Below are 16457 nucleotides of genomic sequence, written 5' to 3'. Positions count from 1 at the left end.
TGTTTGATTAAGTGATGGCAACCTAAATCTTATCTACTTCAGGCGCACCTATCGGCTTCAAATACGATCGCCTTTACCTCTGGCAGTTCGGCAAACGCTAATTCAATCAGTGGCTTGACTTCTAACCAATCTAACCCACCGTTCCCGCATCCTAAAGCAGGGATAGCAATAGAACTAATACCTAACTGCTGAACTTCTGCCACAAGCGTTTTTAATCCAGTCTGAATATCTTCGATTTTTGACTTTTCTCTCCAGTGGGGTTTGGTGGGAAAATTGATAATGTATTTGGGATTGAATAATTTCCCAGTGGGAACGGTAAACATTCGCCCAGGCTGCACTTCCTTTGCATCGCAAGCCTTTTTATACTGCTGAAAGTTTTCAGGAAATGCCTGTTTAAACAGCAAGGCGATACCCTTACCCATCACGCCGACGCAATTGACGGCATTTATTAGGGCTTCAGCATCTTCTTCCAATAGGTTGCCTTGCTTAAATTCAAGCATTTTTGAGACGCACTTTTCCGGTTAACAAGTCGTGCATCAGTCCTTGTTTCTGGAGTTTGAGCTTATCGCGGTAGGCTTCTTCTGCACGGATACGGTTGTCATAGGTATCACATATATCAATAATCTTGAGCTGTTCAGATGTAGGTGGAACTACTAAAGGAATAAGGCGAACATCTCGAAGGTTGATACCTCTAACAGCTTGACCAATTGTATGGAGTTCGATAAAAGCTTGCGGCTTAGGCATTTCCAGATATTGCCGAACAAAACGTGGATTGGCATTTGTAATTGCTAAACGCGCTGTATCTTGTGTTATGTTTGCTCCTCGAAGATGCTCTGGAACAAATGCCATTCTTCCAACAGTGCCTCGAATTGTAAAAAGCAAATCTCCAGGTTCAAGCCGAGAACGACGGTAATTATTGTCAATTTCAGGACTTGTCAAAAGTAGATCAGAAGTTTGAATTTTACCGTTAATGATGTCTTTCACCTTCACAACAGGAATGCCACCTGGGTAGCCGTATCCTGGCATCAGAATTCCGTATACGATGGGGCGATTTGGGTCAACAACATCACCAAGTACGCCAGTCTCCCAATCTTTCGGGATTCGTCCCAGTGGTGAGTCTTTGAACTGTTCGGGGTACGCGATCGCATCCCTCAATTCCCCATTCTCATCTAACCCCCGTGTCAGCAAGTCGTGCAGCAGTCCAGCCTTCATCTGCTTGAGCTTGGCGATGAGGGAGGAAGTGTGTGCGATCGCCTCATCCATCGTGTCGATGATATTTGCAATCGTTTGTTGTTCCTGTGGTGGAGGTACTGCAACTAAAAGTTCCCGTAGATCAGTTAAGTTCAATAGGGATTGGGTACTTCCGAAGGTAGTTGCTGCGATCGCCTCTTGAACTGTCTGTGATTGTAGATAGTGAAAAACAAACCGTGATGAATTTCCGCGAGAAATTGGAATCCGCGCTAGATTACGATGCAAGTTAGCACCCGCCATTGAGCCAGGAATTTGGGCGATTTTACCGATAGTACCCACCAAAGACATGACGATTTCACCACCATAAAGGCGTGTTCTGGCATATTGGGCATCAAGTTTCTTACTGATTCGGTGTAGTTTGGAAGGTTCAATGTTCCCATGAATTACATCCTGGATTTGGAGAAGCGGAATACCATCAGGAATGTACTCCCCTGGTTTCAAAACACCATAAGTAATTGAATCTGGTGAGTCTGTTAAATCTCTCAAAGGACGAACGTCCCAATCCTTCGGAATTCTCCCTACTGCCGAATCCTTAAACTCCTCAGTCTTAACCAGAGTCTCACGCATACCCCAACCCACTCAAAAACTCACTCAACTGCTGACGCGCCGCATCCCGTTGAGCTTCAATATCCTGCAACGTCACCCGATATTTATCCCACCAATTCTCTACTGCCACAATTACCTGCTGACGGTGAGCCGAGACATATCGCTCCAATTCAGCCGTTAACCCATCCTTGAAAATCGCCAACACCAACCCCTGACACTCCTCATCCGTCAACGCCGCACGTTTAGCCTCCAAACGCTTCACCAATTCATTCTTGAGCGTCCTCAGCATCCCCTTCGCTTGAGCCAGTTGCTTTTTAATTTCCTTATAGGGTTCCAGTTGTTTCTCAATCTGGGCAATTTCCGCTTCCATCGGCTCAACCATCGCCTCAAGTTCTGCGATTTTAGCCGCATTCAACAACGGCGAATTCTTCCTTAAATCCTTAATTTCCTTCTTCGGCTCTTTAATCGAACCTTTCAGAGTCTTGAGCCTTGTCTCCAACTCCTTAGCAAAATTAACCGCCTCCGACTCCTCCTCAGTTGCTTCTCCTTCTTCAGCCTCCGCCTCTTCCCCCCGTTCAAACGCAACCTTAAGCTGCTCTAACTCAGCAATTCTCGCCTCAGCATCAGCAATCTCCTCCAGATAGTCCGGCATCAACCGCACCACCAGCTTATGATTGAGCGGGTCGAATTTCGTCTGATTCTTCTGCGTCTCATCATCCTGCTCTAGAGCATCCCGAATCGTATCCACCCAACTATCCACCAACCCGCCAAAATCCGATTCCGATAGCGTTCTGAGTTCATACTTCACCTCATCCCACCAACTCGCCACCACACCCGCAACCTTAAAGCGGTCAAGTAAACCCACAGGTTGGAGGCTATCGACAAACGAACTCAAAAACTCCGCCCTCAGTTCCATCACCTTCTTCGTCTTCGGCAACTCCCCCAACCCTGGCGCGTGCAACTGCCACCAAGCCGAAAAGACGCCGTAGAGCTTCGCTTCAGTCGCTTGAACTCCGGTGTCAGATTCGACAAAGGTTTTTATCTGCCCTCTCTCGCTAATTGCAGAGATAAAATCCAAATAATCCATCTATTCAAAAATAGGCTGTAAATCTAATACAAATCCAGGTAAAACCTCTTCACCTGATAAAGTCGAAGGAGATTGTAAAACCTCAACTTCTCGATTAGGGCGATAAATTTCTACTTGCCGAGTTCTGGGATTAATCAACCAACCCAACCGTAGCCCATTATCGACATACTCCTGCATTTTTAACCGGGTTTCTTCCACATCATCCGTTTCCGAAACCAGTTCTACAGCAAAATCGGGACACAAAGGTAGGAATTTCTTGCGTTGCTCCTCACTAAGAGCATTCCATCGTTCCATCCTCACCCAAGACGCATCAGGAGAACGAGTACCACCCTTAGGCAACCGAAACCCTGTAGAAGAATCAAAGGCTTTTCCCAGACGGGTTTGACGATTCCAAATACCCAAGTCAATGTAAACCTCAAAATTCCGGTTTCCCGTTTCTCCCCCCGTGGGCGGCATAATAATTAATTCTCCCTTAGTCGTGAGTTCTAGCTGCAAGTCTTGGTTAGCCGCAGCTAATTGTTCAAACTGCTCATCAGTCAGTTTGAGGACTGGGGGTAATTGTAGAGTTAAAGCACTCATATGAATTCCGCCTATCCAAAAATAGGTTGCAAATCTAATACAAATCCAGGTAAAACATCCTCACCTGATAACGTCGTAGGAGACTGTAAAACTTCAACCGCTTGATTCGGGCGATAAATTTCTACCTGCCGAGTTCTGGGATTAATCAGCCACCCCAACCGCAGCCCATTATTAACGTACTCCTGCATTTTTGACCGCGTTTCTTCCACATCATCGGTTTCCGAAACCAGTTCTACGGCAAAATCGGGACACAAAGGCAGGAATTTCTTGCGTTGGGCAGGCGTTAACGCTTCCCATCGATCCATTGATACCCACGCTACATCTGGAGAACGAGTCCCCCCCTTGGGCAATCGAAAGCCCGTAGAAGAATCAAAGGCTTTCCCCAAACGAGTTTGACGGTTCCAATACCAAAGCTGTCCGTCTAACTCAAAATTGCGATCGCCTGTTTCTCCTCCTGTAGGCGGCATAATAATTAACTCCCCTTTAGCCGTCAATTCCAAGCGCAAATCGCGATTCGCAGCAGCCAATTGTTCAAACTGCTCATCGGTAAGTTTGAGAACAGAAGGTATGTTGAGGGTTAAACTGTTCATCTTAATTGCGCTCCACTAAAATCCTAGTCGGGTCAAACCCATGCGCCTCTAACAAAGGACTTTTTGCCTCCACCTCAGCTTTAGGAATCCCTCCCAACAAATGCGCCCTCACATCCTGGGGTTCCGGTGGCGGCGCATTATCGGCATAGCGGCGGATATTGCAGTTGTAATCATTCTCTGCCAATTTCTCCTTACTCACCACTGCCGAATAACCAGCGAAAGACTCAAACCGTTCAAACACAAAAGCTATCTTTTCAATATGCTCCGGTCGCAGATAATTCTGAGCGCGACCCGCATAATACTCAGCATCGGCATTAATAAACAACACCTTACCCTGACGTTCCACAGGTTTCGCCCCGTGCGATAGCGAAGCGCCGCTGCTTGCAGCAGATCGCATCACCAAAATACAGGCAGGAATCCCCGTCCCATAAAACAAATTCGGCGGCAACCCAATCACCGCTTCCAGATGGTCATTTTCAATAAAACTCTCCCGAATCTTCTTTTCCTCACCGCCACGAAACAGCACCCCATGCGGCATTACCGTCGCCATCATCCCATCTCTCTTGAGAACAGACAGCATATGCTGGGCAAACATCAAATCTGCCTTCTTCCCCGTTTCTGGACACCACCCATGCGTAAACCGCCCAGTAAACTGCATACCTTCAAGGGTATAGTTTTGGGAAAAAGGCGGATTACTAATTACCCGGTCAAAGCGCATCAATTCCCCGCCTTCAGTATGCAAGGGATTGAACAGCGTATCGTCATTGTGAATATCCGCATCCCGAATCCCATGCAAGAGCATATTAATCTTGCAAATTGCCCACACCCCGCCATTATTATCCTGACCGTACAGCGCCAGATTTCTGGCATTCCTGCCGCACTCTTCCACATACTGCTTCGACTGAATCAGCATTCCCCCAGAACCACAGCAAGGGTCATAAACCGACATCCCCTCCTGGGGTTTCAACAGCCGCACCATCAACTGCACCACCTCACGCGGCGTATAAAACTCGCCTCCCTTCTTCCCCGCAGAATCGGCAAATTCCGCAATCAAGTACTCATAAGCTGCCCCCAACAAGTCAGGAAAGACAAAATCCTCATTTTGCAGCCGATACCTGCTGAAGTGCTTAATCAGTTCCCGCAGCTTCACATCAGGAATGCGACTTCTCCCCGCCTGACGATTGAAATCAATGTGAGTCAATACACCCGCCAGAGCTTGGTTACTATCTCCAAGTGCGCCCAAAGCCTTATTCAGCCCATCCGCGACATTTTGATGCAGCTCATCGCGAATATACCCCCACCGCGCCTTCTCTGGTACAAAAAACGCCTCTCGGTAACTGATGGGGTTTTCTGCCCTCTGCTTCGCCTCTTCCGGTGTGCGTCCCCGTTTCAGATTATCCTGCACAATCTGCTCGTAGCGCTGCTCGAACACATCCGAAGCGCGTTTGAGGAACAGCATCCCAAAGATGTACTCCTTGAAATCCGAAGCATCCATCTTCCCCCGCAGGATATCCGCAGCGGCAAAAAGGTGACGCTCAAGTTGTGGCAATGTCAGTTTGCCCATAGATAATATTTGCTTTTCCTCAAAATGTTATGTGACGCGATGCTTTATCGCAATAAACGCGATCGCGCTCAACTGTTCAACCTAACCGCCAATTGCTGATGAATCTCGTCCAACCATACCGGAATTACAGGTTGACCATTATCTATAGATGAAATCGCCTCTTCCCTTTCAAACTCCTCCAACCGAAAATCCTTCTCCTTTCTATTCCAGACCAACATAAACCGCTTCGGCACCCCTGGAGCGGAAAAATCCGGTGCTTTATGTTTCAAAGCCTGCAATGCCCTAGCTGCCACCTCAAAACTTAATCCTACCGATAACCAGTATTCCATCACTGCCAACTCAGCCAACTCAGAACGAGAGTAGTAAATACTCCGTCCTGTTCCAGTGGCACTAATCGGAGGTACAACAACTCCCCTTTCCCTCCAATACTGCAACTGGCGCAAACTACAGCCTGTAATCTCAGCCGCTTCCTTACTGCTAAAAAATCTTTCTGACATACCTCTGATTTTACCGAGGTCAGTTATAATACATTTGTGTGTCTATTGAACACTAATGTTCAAAGAGTATGAGCCATATAACCGTTCAGTGCCGTTTGGTTGCAAGCGAATCAACTCGCCATCATCTCTGGAAATTGATGGCAGACCTGAACACGCCCTTAATTAACGAATTACTGGCGCAAATGGCTCAACATCCTAAGTTTGAAACTTGGCGAAAAAAGGGCAGTCTTCCGGCTGGAATAGTCAAACAATTGTGCCAACCCCTCAAAGCTGACCCTCGATTCACTAATCAACCTGCACGGTTCTATACAAGTGCAATTGCCGTCGTTGAATACATCTATAAATCCTGGTTTAAACTTCAGCAACGCCTAGCACAAAAACTGAGTAGGAAAATTAGTTGGTTAGGAATGCTCAAAAGCGATGAAGAATTAACCGCAGAAAGTAACACTTCTGTTGAGGTAATTCGCACCAATGCTGCCGAACTCCTCAACTCCCTATCCTCTGAAGAGGGTAGTATTTATACCAAACTTTGGAAAGTATACAACGACGCAGACGACCTCCTTACTCGCTGCGTCGTCTGCTACTTATTCAAAAATAGTAATGAAGTTCCTGAAAAATCTGAAGAAAACTTAGAAGAATTTGCTAAACGCCGTCGCAAAACTGAAATTCAGATTGAACGAATAAAACGGCAATTAGAAAGTCGCCTACCCAAAGGTCGAGATTTAACAGGGGAAAGCTGGCTAGAGACATTAGCGATCGCATCTACCACTGCTCCCACAGATGAGTCAGAAGCTAAATCCTGGCAAAATAAACTGCTAACTGAACCAAAGCTAATACCCTTTCCAGTCGGTTATGAAACTAGCGAAGATTTGACTTGGAGAAAAAACGATAAAGGTCGCCTTAGTGTTAAATTTAATGGCTTAGGCAAACATACGTTTCAAATCTACTGTGACCAACGCCAGCTTAAATGGTTTGAACGCTTTTACGAAGATCAAAAAATCAGAAAAGGCAGTAAGAATGAATACTCTAGTAGTCTTTTTACTCTGCGCTCAGGAAGGATTGCTTGGCAAGGAGGCACAAATACAAATAAAGACGATCCTTGGAAAATTCATCAACTCATCCTCTACTGCACCGTAGACACCCGTTTCTGGACGGCTGAAGGCACAGAGCAAGTTTGCAAAGAAAAAGCGGAAGGTATTGCCAAAACCCTTAACAACATGGAGCAAAAAAGCGATCTCAATGACAAACAGCAAGCCTTTATCCGCCGCAAACAATCAACCCTAGCTCGACTTAATAACCCCTTTCCCCGTCCCAGCCAACCCCCCTATCAAGGTCAGTCTCATATTCTTATAGGTGTGGCATTAGAACGACATAAACCTGCCACAGTAGCAGTTGTTGATGGGACAAAAGACAAAGTAATTACTTATCGTAGTTTCAAACAATTACTCGGAGATAATTACGAGCTTTTAAACAAACGACACAAGCGTAAACAAAAGGAATCTCATCAATGCCACAAAGCTCAAAGAGATGGAAGCTCCAATCAATTCGGAGATTCTCAATTAGGCGAATATATAGATCGTTTAATAGCCAAAGCTATTGTCAAATTTGCTCAAACCTATCATGCAGGTAGTATTGTGTTACCAAAGTTGGGCGATATACGTGAGTCTTTTGAGAGTAAGATTCAAGCGCAAGCAGAGCAGAAATTTCCGGATATTATTGAAAACAGACAAGAATACCTCAAGCGCTATCGAATTCAAGTTCATCAGTGGAGCTATGGAAGATTAATAAACGATATCAAAGCCCAAGCCAGCAAATTAGGTATTGTTGTTGAGGAAGGACAACAACCCATCCGAGCAAGTTCCCAAGAAAAAGCTAAAAAAGTAGCAATTTCTGCTTATCGCAATCGTCGTAAATCTTGAAACCTAATTTAGACTCAGTACCTTGACAATAGAATATAATTATAAATGCGCCACAGGTCATGTTCGTTTGAACCTCTGAGCTGGAGACAATTATGGGTTTGTTTGACTGTCGGAAGACAGTTGTACTTTCTATTCCCTAGTAGCTGTCCGTCCAGGATGCTGATATCTATGGTTCCGGCTGTAGAAATGATTAACTTGTAAGTTGAAGTTCACTGGGACTTTAATCTTATGGGGTAGGAGCGCTCCCATGCAAACTGGATGTGGGTTTACCACAGTGATGGCTACTGAATTACTCTTGACCAAGGGGATTACTCTTGACCAAGGGGGCCCACCCTAATTTTTTATTTTTCGTGAACCCAAGCGGGGGCAAAATTCCTGGGAGGTTTACGAAAACTGTGAATTCCTTATGGAATATTGATTCCAGTATTTCTGTGGGATGGTTGCTCCTGTAAATACAGGACAGATAAAGCGAAAATTTTAGAGGGTTACGAAAATCGCCTCTAAAAGCTCCTCCAGGTAACTGTTGTAGCGATCGCTGTTTCAACGACCATCCCAACTAGGGGTGGGTTGAAAGCATAAGGCATTCCACATTCAACGCAGTCCGACATCAGTTTCAACGACCATCCCAACTAGGGGTGGGTTGAAAGCCCATTATTTAACAGCCTCCTTTCTCTGATTTTTTTGTTTCAACGACCATCCCAACTAGGGGTGGGTTGAAAGGAAGAACGTGAGCTAACGCGCAGAGAAAAGGCGATCGCGTTTCAACGACCATCCCAACTAGGGGTGGGTTGAAAGTTGGTTAACTATTTTTTAGGGGGTTGAAAGGATAGAGCATCAGATTCTGCTTCAAAAAGAAGTTTTTAAACTTAAAAAATAGCAGAGAATGCCTAAAGCATAGATATGCTAGGTAAATCATTAGCAAGTAGTCAAATCAAGCTAACTTCAATGAGGTCAAATAACTTGACAAAACGACATTAATTTGACAACGATGACATTTAATTAGTCAATCGACAGCTTTCAACGAGCATGGAGGGATTCGAACCCCCGACCCTCAGAACCGGAATCTGATGCTCTATCCACTGAGCTACATGCCCTAATAACTTGAATAGTATAACATTTTTTGGGATTTAGCAATTCGGGCATTCCAGATGCTGTTACTTTACGGTAAATTGGTCAGCGGTTGGGCGATGCCTCTCAGAGAAAATGATTCGCTTTGCACCTGACGCCAGAAGCCTTCATTTTGATTGCTCCTGGTCTATATCAGCCTTTTTTTTGCTGCTGAATCGGAATCTCTATAATAAACTCTACGCCCTGTAAGGGTGACGAAATACAGCGAATCTGTCCCCCGTGACGTTCCACCACAATCGAGTAGCTGATAGACAATCCCAAGCCAGTGCCAGCTCCCACCGGCTTCGTCGTAAAGAAGGGGTCAAATATCTTCTTTTGCACTTCCTCTGTCATGCTAGGCCCATTATTCCCAATCCGGATTGCAACCCGATCCTCCTCTACAACAGAGGTGCGAATCCAAATCGTAGGTGATTGTTCATGATTCATGGTTGATTGTTCATGGTCATGACCCGCGAACGATAAACCACAAAACTCTTCTAAGGCATCGATTGCATTACTGAGAATATTCATAAATACCTGATTCAACTGACCCGCATAACAGGCCACTTTAGGCAGGCGAGCAAATTCTTTAACCACCTCAATCCCCAATCGGTTTTTCTGGGGTTTGAGCCGATGCTGCAAAATTAACAAGGTAGATTCAATGCCTGAATGAATATCTACTGGCTTCATTTCTGCTTCATCCAAGCGCGAGAAGTTTCTCAATGACAGCACAATAGATTGGATACGTTCGGCTCCTACCTGCATAGAAGATAAGATTTTCGGGAAGTCTTCTTTCAAATATTCCAATTCAATTGTCTCCATCTCTCGCTGAATTTCTGGAACTGGATTGGGGTAAAACTGCTCATACATCTGTATAAGATTGAGCAAGTCTCGCGCATAGTCATTTGTAGGGGCAAGATTGCCGTAAATAAAATTGACTGGGTTGTTAATTTCATGGGCTACTCCCGCCACCAGTTGCCCAATACTAGACATTTTTTCTGCCTGAATCAGCTGGGCTTGGGTGCGTTGCAATGCGCTTAAAGTGAGTTCTAGCTGTTGTGCTTTCTCTCGTTCTCGCGCTTCTGCTTGCCGCAGCGCCTCCAGATTAGATAACTGAAGATGAAGGTTGATGCGTGCTAGAAGTTCATTTTTCGAGATTGGTTTAATGAGATAATCGTTGGCACCAGACTTAAATCCTTCTACTAGGTCTGATACTTGATTTTTGGCAGTTAACATCAAAATGGGAAGTTCGTTCAGCGAATACTGTTCGCGAATTTTCTTGCAAACTTCATAGCCAGTCATGCGCGGCATCATTACATCCAATAAAATGATGTCAGGTCTTAACCCCTGCGCGATCGCTGCCAATGCTTCTATGCCATTAAAGGCTTGAGTTAAGGAATAGTTTTGCTCCGATAGATAGTTGACCAGCACCTGCACGTTAACTGGCTCATCATCCACTATCAAAATCTTGATGTCGCCACTTTGGGTTGCAAATTGCTGTTTAGCAGGTTGCAGGTTTCCAAGTCGAGGTTTCAATTCTTTAAACTTAAACCTTTCTTCAACCTTCAATTCTTCAACCTTCACCTCTTTCGAGAGGGGTAGGGTAAACGTAAATTGGGAACCAACGCCCATTTGAGATTCTACGCAAATTTCCCCATTGTGCAATTCCACTAGCTTTTTAGTAATCGCCAGACCAAGACCAGTCCCTCCATAAATTCTTGCTGTTGAGCCATCAGCTTGTTCAAAAGATTCAAAGATTTTGCCAAATTTCTCTGGGGGAATACCAATTCCCGTATCGGCAACGGTAATCGCTAGATAAGGTAAATATTCAGCGTTAGAAGAATCTTCCTTCTGCTCCTCCTCGACCACAGATGCCGACACTTCTACTACACCAGAATCAGTAAATTTAATAGCATTTCCGACCAGGTTGTAGAGAATTTGTTGCACCCGATCTTCATCAGCATTAACAGACGGTGTATTGGGAGAAATTTTATTGAGCAGTTGCAAAGATTTCTTACCAATTAGAGGCTGGCTGAGAGTCAGCACTACGTTGGTAATTTCTCTCATTCCCACCGGCTTGATTTTAAGTGGTAGATTTCCATGTTTCAGTTTAGAAAAATCAAGGATATCGTTGATCAAATTGGATAGCCGGTGAGCGCTCGATACTACCATCGATAGATTATAAATTGTCTTCTCAGGCAAATGCCCCGTTACACCATCTATCAAAGATTCGGTAATGCCAATGATGCCATTAAGCGGGGTGCGGAGTTCGTGGGAGGTATTTGCCAGAAACTCGTCTTTTAACTCCTCCATCCGTTTGCGTTCGGTAATGTCTTGGAATCCACTCAGCATTGCTTGCTCGCCGTTGAATGCGATTGGCTGAATGGATAAATTAATCCAAAATGGCGTTCCATCTACCTTTTTCGCCTGAAATTCGTAGTTGCGGACGTACCCATTTTTAGCCAGTATCTTCAGCAACTCTTTTCGAGCCTCAGGATCGTAATGAAATTCTTGTGCCTGACGATCTATCAATTCTTGCGTGGATAGACCCAAAGTTGAGCTACACGCCATATTCGCATACAGAATTTGGCTGTCAGATACACGACTTATCAGTAGAGGAACCGGAGTAGTTTCGGCAATCAATCGAAATCGCTCTTCGCTTTCGCGTAAGCGATTTTCTGCCTGCTTGCGCTCGTCAATTTCTTGCTTGAGGTCAGCATTTAATGCTGTCATCTCATCATAGAGTTTGGCATTCTCTAGAGAGATAGCAATTTGAGAAGACAGCATTTCCAAAACTTTCAATCGGTCAGGTGTAAAAGCATTAGTCGTCAGATTGTTTTCAAGATAAAGCAGACCAATTAGATGCGTTTGCTTAATAATGGGAAGACATAATATAGATTTAGGCTGATATTGTAAAACGTAAGAATCTGATTTAAATAAGCCTTGGTTAGTGGCATCGTTTAAAACTAAATTATTCTTCGTTCTTTTTACATAATTGACAATAGCAGGAGAAACCTTCTGACTGGATTCTACGGGAATAAATTGGAGAACAGTTACCTCAGCCCGATCAACTTCTCCCTCAGCAGCGATCGCTAAGTTGCCTGATTCTTCCAGAATGAGAAAGCCTTTCTGCGCTCCAGCATTCTCAATCACAATTTTCATCAACTTTTCTAACAACTTGTCTAAAACGATCTCACTCGCTAAGGTTTGGCTGGCTTTCACGACTGTCGTTACATCCAACAATCCCGAATCGCTGCCAGTACTAGAAGAAATTATGTTGCTCACACCCCCAGCTTTGCCGGTTACAGATACTCCGGAAAAGAACTGCGGATATTTTTCTTCCACATGATTCACTTTAGCGATCGCGCCCCATTTAAGATAGCCATAGTGAGCTTCCAGAATATGGGCTTTTGCCAGCACAGTGTATCTTTTACCGAGAAAGAACTTTGCCGCTAGTTCATTGGCTATCGCTTCGTTCTGGATATAATCATTTTCTCGAGCTGAGTTAATTGACTTTTCATATAAATCCAAAGCCTCCCCCTCTTTGCCGGTAATTCGCGCTATTTCAGCGGACATTAGTAAATATTTGTGCAAAAAGTTGTCTGGGCAAGCTTCAGACCACTTCCTCATCTTTTCTAGATTTATCAATAGATTTTCCATTGCCTGCTCTTTCTCTGCTTCCAGCAAAGTAGGATAAAGAGCTGTTTGAATTAAAGTAGAATAAAAATAATGTTCCGGTATCATGATGGTCGCAAAGGGAATCGAGATCAGTGTTTCCCCTTCTGCGATCGCTTTCATCGCATCATCATATTCCTCGTATAAATAAAGTATTTGAGCCTTTAAAATACAATAAGTAACATAAAGAGCTGGAACTTTTTTCAATTCATCCCAATGCTCTTCCTCTTTAAAATTATTATCGTTAAAACTTGTTTTTTGTTCTGTTTCTCCTTTTAAACTTAAAACAAACTTTTGGATAACTAAAAACATATCAATAAAAGAGCGTATTTTCTTTTTTGAGGTAAACTCTAAATATTTTTGGGATTCTTGATAAACTTCATCCAAATTATCTCCTTTAAATGTTAATTTAACAGCTCGATAGTAAGCTGAATAAGTAGCCCATTGAAAATCGCCAATTTCAATTCCGTCCTGAAAACCATTTTTTAGATATCCCTCACACTCTGTCCTCAAATGATTTTTCCAATGACTAATATACGAACCAAAAATCATGTTGAGTTTACATTTGAAAGTTATATTATTAAATTTTTCATTCACTTTTAAGGCTAATTCACCATATTGATAAGCTGATTCAAACTCATCTCTTCCTGCCAGAGTCCATCCATAGGACATATAGGCAAAAGAAGTAACATTTGAATTGCCATATTTTAAAGATATATTCACCATTTTTAACATTATTGAATCAAATATATGCTTCCCAATAAATCGGGCAGGCGGAGTCATATTTATAAGAATCTTGGTAGCAGCTACTTTCTCCAAATCGGTCATATCTGGCGCATCAATCAAATCTTTAACCTCTCTCCCTGCCAGATTAGCTTTAACCTTTTGGGTCTCACATTCTATTAGCTTCCTTAGTTCCTTTTCACCATCGGGGAGAGAGATACCAAATAACCTCAATCCTACTTTACCGATTTCAATCGCTTCTTTAGTTTTCATCAAGTTAGTTGTATATATGATGATTTTCATAATATATACACTTGCTTTTTCTAAATTAGACGCGGCTTTACTTAAAATAATTTCAAAAAACTTTTCACATTCATCAATATTTCCGTTCAAGTATTCGCATTCTGCGCGTTCTTTATAAAGAGATAGTATTAACGGATACTGGAATTCCCAGTCTTTCTCGGAAAGCAGTTCGATTCCAGCAGTTATATATTTTAATGCCGGTTCAAAAGCTGTAGATAGCTTTGCTTTTTTACCAGCAGTTAAATTTAAATTTGCTAGTTCATATCTTTCCTCTTGATTAGTTATGATATCTTTGCCGCAATTAAGCTGATTAACTATATCAAAAATTTTATCTTCTAGTTCTTCTCGATCTGTATTTTTAAGTAATAGCTGACCTACTTTGAGATGAACCTGTTGTTTATCAGTTTCTGGGATTAAGGAATAAACTGCCTGCTGTACGCGGTCATGCAGAAATTTGTAGGCAACAGCTAAATCATTATTGAGAGAAGCATTTAAAGTATCTTCTGTATAATCTTGAACGTATTTATATGCATTCCCAATGGGTATAATCAGTCCTTCCTTAAGGGCTTCCCTAAGTTCAACAGAAGTTTCTACCTGAGACTTTTCATTAACAATCGATAAAACTTTTAAATTGAATTCGTTGCCAATACAAGCTGCAAGTTTTAGGGATTTCTGAGTAGACTCAGACAGCTTTTTAACTTTTATCACCATTAACTCAACTACATTATCCGTGATTTGCATTCCTCGAATTTTTTTAAGATCCCACTGCCAACATCCCTGTTTTAAGTTAAAGTTAAACAAATTTTCTTCATAAAGAGATTTTAAAAACTGAGTTAAAAAGAAGGGATTACCATTAGTTTTATTAAAAACCAACTTTGCCAAAGAATTTGTTTTTGTTGATTCAGATTTAAATGTGTCGGCAATCAGTGAATTAACATTATTAATAACTAAAGAGTTAAGAGAGATATTATTTACTGCAATATCGCTCTTTTTCAGTTCGTCCAATGTCAGCATTAAAGGATGAGTTGCACTCACTTCATTATTTCGGTAAGCCCCAATCATGAGTAAGTATTTACTATCCGGATCGGTCATTAGCAGATAAATTAATTTTAATGAGGCTGAATCGGCCCATTGTAAGTCATCTAGAAATAAGACTAGGGGATGGTCTTTTGTCGTAAAAACACTGAGAAACTTTTGAAAAACTAAATTTAATCGATTTTGGGCTTCTGTCGGAGCAAGTTCCGGAACTGGTGGCTGTTTGCCGATAATGAGTTCCACTTCTGGAATTACATCAATAATGACTTGACCGTTGCAACCTAGAGATTCTAATAGTTGTGTTTTCCAAAAGTCTATTTTTTCTTGGGTTTCTGTTAAAAGTTGTCGAACTAATTCTTGAAAAGCTTGAATTAAGGAAGCATAGGGAATATTCCGTTTAAATTGGTCAAACTTGCCGGAAATAAAATAGCCTCTTTGCCGTACAATTGGTTTATGAATTTCATTAACTAAAGCTGATTTACCAATTCCAGAGAATCCTGAAACTAGCATCATTTCAGTCGAGCCAAGGCTGACTCTTTCAAAAGCTGCCATTAGAGAAGCAATTTCAGAGTCTCGACCATAAAGTTTTTGGGGGATTTGAAATTTATCAGAGATATCGTGTCTACCGAGTGGGAAATCGCTAATTTTCCCTGTACTTTCTAGATGGGTTAGACAAGTCTCTAGATCGGCCTTGAGTCCAAAGGCACTTTGATAGCGATCTTCAGCATTTTTAGATAATAATTTCATTACGATGTCAGACACCGCTGGTGGAATGTTTGGATTCAGATGATTGGGTGGAATTGGAAGGCTGGCAATATGGCAGTGAACTAACTCCATCGGATCGTTAGATTGAAAAGGCACCCTTCCAGTTAGCATTTCGTAAAAGGTGACACCTAAGGAATAAAAGTCGGTACGATAATCAATTGAGCGATTCATTCTCCCCGTTTGCTCTGGTGATATGTATGCAAGGGTGCCTTCTAGCAAATTGGGGTTGCCAATCATCTGGTTTTCTCTGGACAGACGCGAGGCAATGCTAAAATCGGTAATTTTTACCAATCCCGTTTCCGGATTAATAAGGATATTTTGAGGCTTAATATCCTTATGAATAATGTTATTTTGATGGAGTTGACTAATTGTTTCTGAAACATTAATAACTATTTGAATATTTCTTTTTAAATTAATTTTGTTTTTTAAGAGAAAATTTTGTAGTGAATCTCCTCCAAAATCTTCCAAGATTAAAAACCAATATTGATTATATTTTTCTAGTTCTAAAGGTTTAACAATTCCTGGGATAGGTAAGTTATAAGCAATTTCATATTGATGTTTAAGCTTGGCAATTTCCGTGAGAGCTGGATACTCTTGCCAAAGACTCTTAACAATAACAGGTTGCTCATCATGATGGCGATATCCTCGATAAACAACGGTTTTTGTTCCCTCGTAAATTTTTGATGTGATTGTATAACCTGGAATTTTTAGCATAATTTGGTTTGTGTCTCAATTGGTAACTAGAGTCAAATACAGTGTTCGACTGGTCAGGAATATGCCAGGGTATTTATACAGTAATCGTTCGCCAAAGTGCAA

8 protein-coding genes, 1 tRNA gene, 1 pseudogene and 1 CRISPR repeat array are annotated in these 16457 nt (G+C 42.4%); of the genes and pseudogenes, 1 reads left to right on the top strand and 9 read right to left on the bottom strand.

The features are described from left to right. Nucleotides 1-10 precede the first annotated feature (10 nt). The 7 genes and pseudogenes from NDI44_RS22805 to NDI44_RS22775 all read right to left on the bottom strand — a co-directional run. Nucleotides 11-500 (bottom strand): annotated as a pseudogene (locus tag NDI44_RS22805) (macro domain-containing protein); the annotation flags it as partial. Beyond that, entirely contained in the window at nucleotides 493-1818 is a 1326-nt protein-coding gene (locus NDI44_RS22800; RefSeq protein ID WP_190415924.1) for a restriction endonuclease subunit S, read from the bottom strand. The pseudogene NDI44_RS22805 and the gene NDI44_RS22800, both read right to left, overlap by 8 nt. Next, nucleotides 1811-2884, bottom strand: a complete 1074-nt coding sequence (locus tag NDI44_RS22795; protein WP_190415923.1) for a hypothetical protein — start codon at nucleotides 2882-2884, stop codon at nucleotides 1811-1813. The genes NDI44_RS22800 and NDI44_RS22795 overlap by 8 nt, the downstream gene beginning before the upstream one ends. Beyond that, on the bottom strand, nucleotides 2885-3463 hold the full coding sequence (locus NDI44_RS22790) for a Uma2 family endonuclease (protein ID WP_190415922.1): 579 nt from the start codon (nucleotides 3461-3463) through the stop codon (nucleotides 2885-2887). Nucleotides 3464-3474: 11 nt separating this feature from the next. Further along, nucleotides 3475-4053, bottom strand: coding sequence for a Uma2 family endonuclease (locus tag NDI44_RS22785; protein ID WP_190415921.1), 579 nt, complete (start codon nucleotides 4051-4053; stop codon nucleotides 3475-3477). A 1-nt stretch (nucleotide 4054) separates the two neighbouring features. After that, the gene (locus NDI44_RS22780) at nucleotides 4055-5617 is read right to left on the bottom strand and encodes a class I SAM-dependent DNA methyltransferase (RefSeq protein WP_190415920.1); all 1563 of its coding nucleotides are present in this window, start codon (nucleotides 5615-5617) and stop codon (nucleotides 4055-4057) included. A gap of 68 nt (nucleotides 5618-5685) precedes the next feature. Then, nucleotides 5686-6114, bottom strand: coding sequence for a MerR family transcriptional regulator (locus tag NDI44_RS22775; protein ID WP_190415919.1), 429 nt, complete (start codon nucleotides 6112-6114; stop codon nucleotides 5686-5688). A 68-nt stretch (nucleotides 6115-6182) separates the two neighbouring features. Between NDI44_RS22775 and cas12k the strand changes: the two genes are divergently transcribed. Continuing rightward, nucleotides 6183-8033, top strand: coding sequence for a type V CRISPR-associated protein Cas12k (gene cas12k, locus NDI44_RS22770; protein WP_190415918.1), 1851 nt, complete (start codon nucleotides 6183-6185; stop codon nucleotides 8031-8033). A 537-nt stretch (nucleotides 8034-8570) separates the two neighbouring features. Then, nucleotides 8571-8828: a CRISPR direct-repeat array (repeat unit 37 nt; unit sequence GTTTCAACGACCATCCCAACTAGGGGTGGGTTGAAAG). Between the two features lie 226 nt (nucleotides 8829-9054). Here cas12k and NDI44_RS22765 read toward each other — a convergent pair. Both NDI44_RS22765 and NDI44_RS22760 read right to left on the bottom strand, forming a co-directional pair. Beyond that, a tRNA-Arg gene (locus tag NDI44_RS22765) sits at nucleotides 9055-9127 on the bottom strand. Between the two features lie 166 nt (nucleotides 9128-9293). Further along, a complete protein-coding gene (locus NDI44_RS22760; protein WP_190415917.1) occupies nucleotides 9294-16355 on the bottom strand; it encodes an ATP-binding protein in 7062 nt (2353 codons plus the stop codon). Between the last annotated feature and the right edge of the window lie 102 nt (nucleotides 16356-16457).

The sequence above is a fragment of the Trichocoleus sp. DQ-A3 genome (assembly GCF_039961975.1).
GTDB lineage: Bacteria > Cyanobacteriota > Cyanobacteriia > Cyanobacteriales > FACHB-T130 > FACHB-T130.
This window is presented reverse-complemented; position numbering and strand designations above follow the sequence as displayed.

Coding starts and splice junctions, on each gene's coding strand:
- NDI44_RS22775 (WP_190415919.1), bottom strand. CDS start 6,114: ATGTCAGAAAGATTTTTTAGCAGTAAGGAAGCGGCTGAGATTACAGGC.
- NDI44_RS22790 (WP_190415922.1), bottom strand. CDS start 3,463: ATGAGTGCTTTAACTCTACAATTACCCCCAGTCCTCAAACTGACTGAT.
- NDI44_RS22780 (WP_190415920.1), bottom strand. CDS start 5,617: ATGGGCAAACTGACATTGCCACAACTTGAGCGTCACCTTTTTGCCGCT.
- NDI44_RS22800 (WP_190415924.1), bottom strand. CDS start 1,818: ATGCGTGAGACTCTGGTTAAGACTGAGGAGTTTAAGGATTCGGCAGTA.
- NDI44_RS22795 (WP_190415923.1), bottom strand. CDS start 2,884: ATGGATTATTTGGATTTTATCTCTGCAATTAGCGAGAGAGGGCAGATA.
- cas12k (WP_190415918.1), top strand. CDS start 6,183: ATGAGCCATATAACCGTTCAGTGCCGTTTGGTTGCAAGCGAATCAACT.
- NDI44_RS22785 (WP_190415921.1), bottom strand. CDS start 4,053: ATGAACAGTTTAACCCTCAACATACCTTCTGTTCTCAAACTTACCGAT.
- NDI44_RS22760 (WP_190415917.1), bottom strand. CDS start 16,355: ATGCTAAAAATTCCAGGTTATACAATCACATCAAAAATTTACGAGGGA.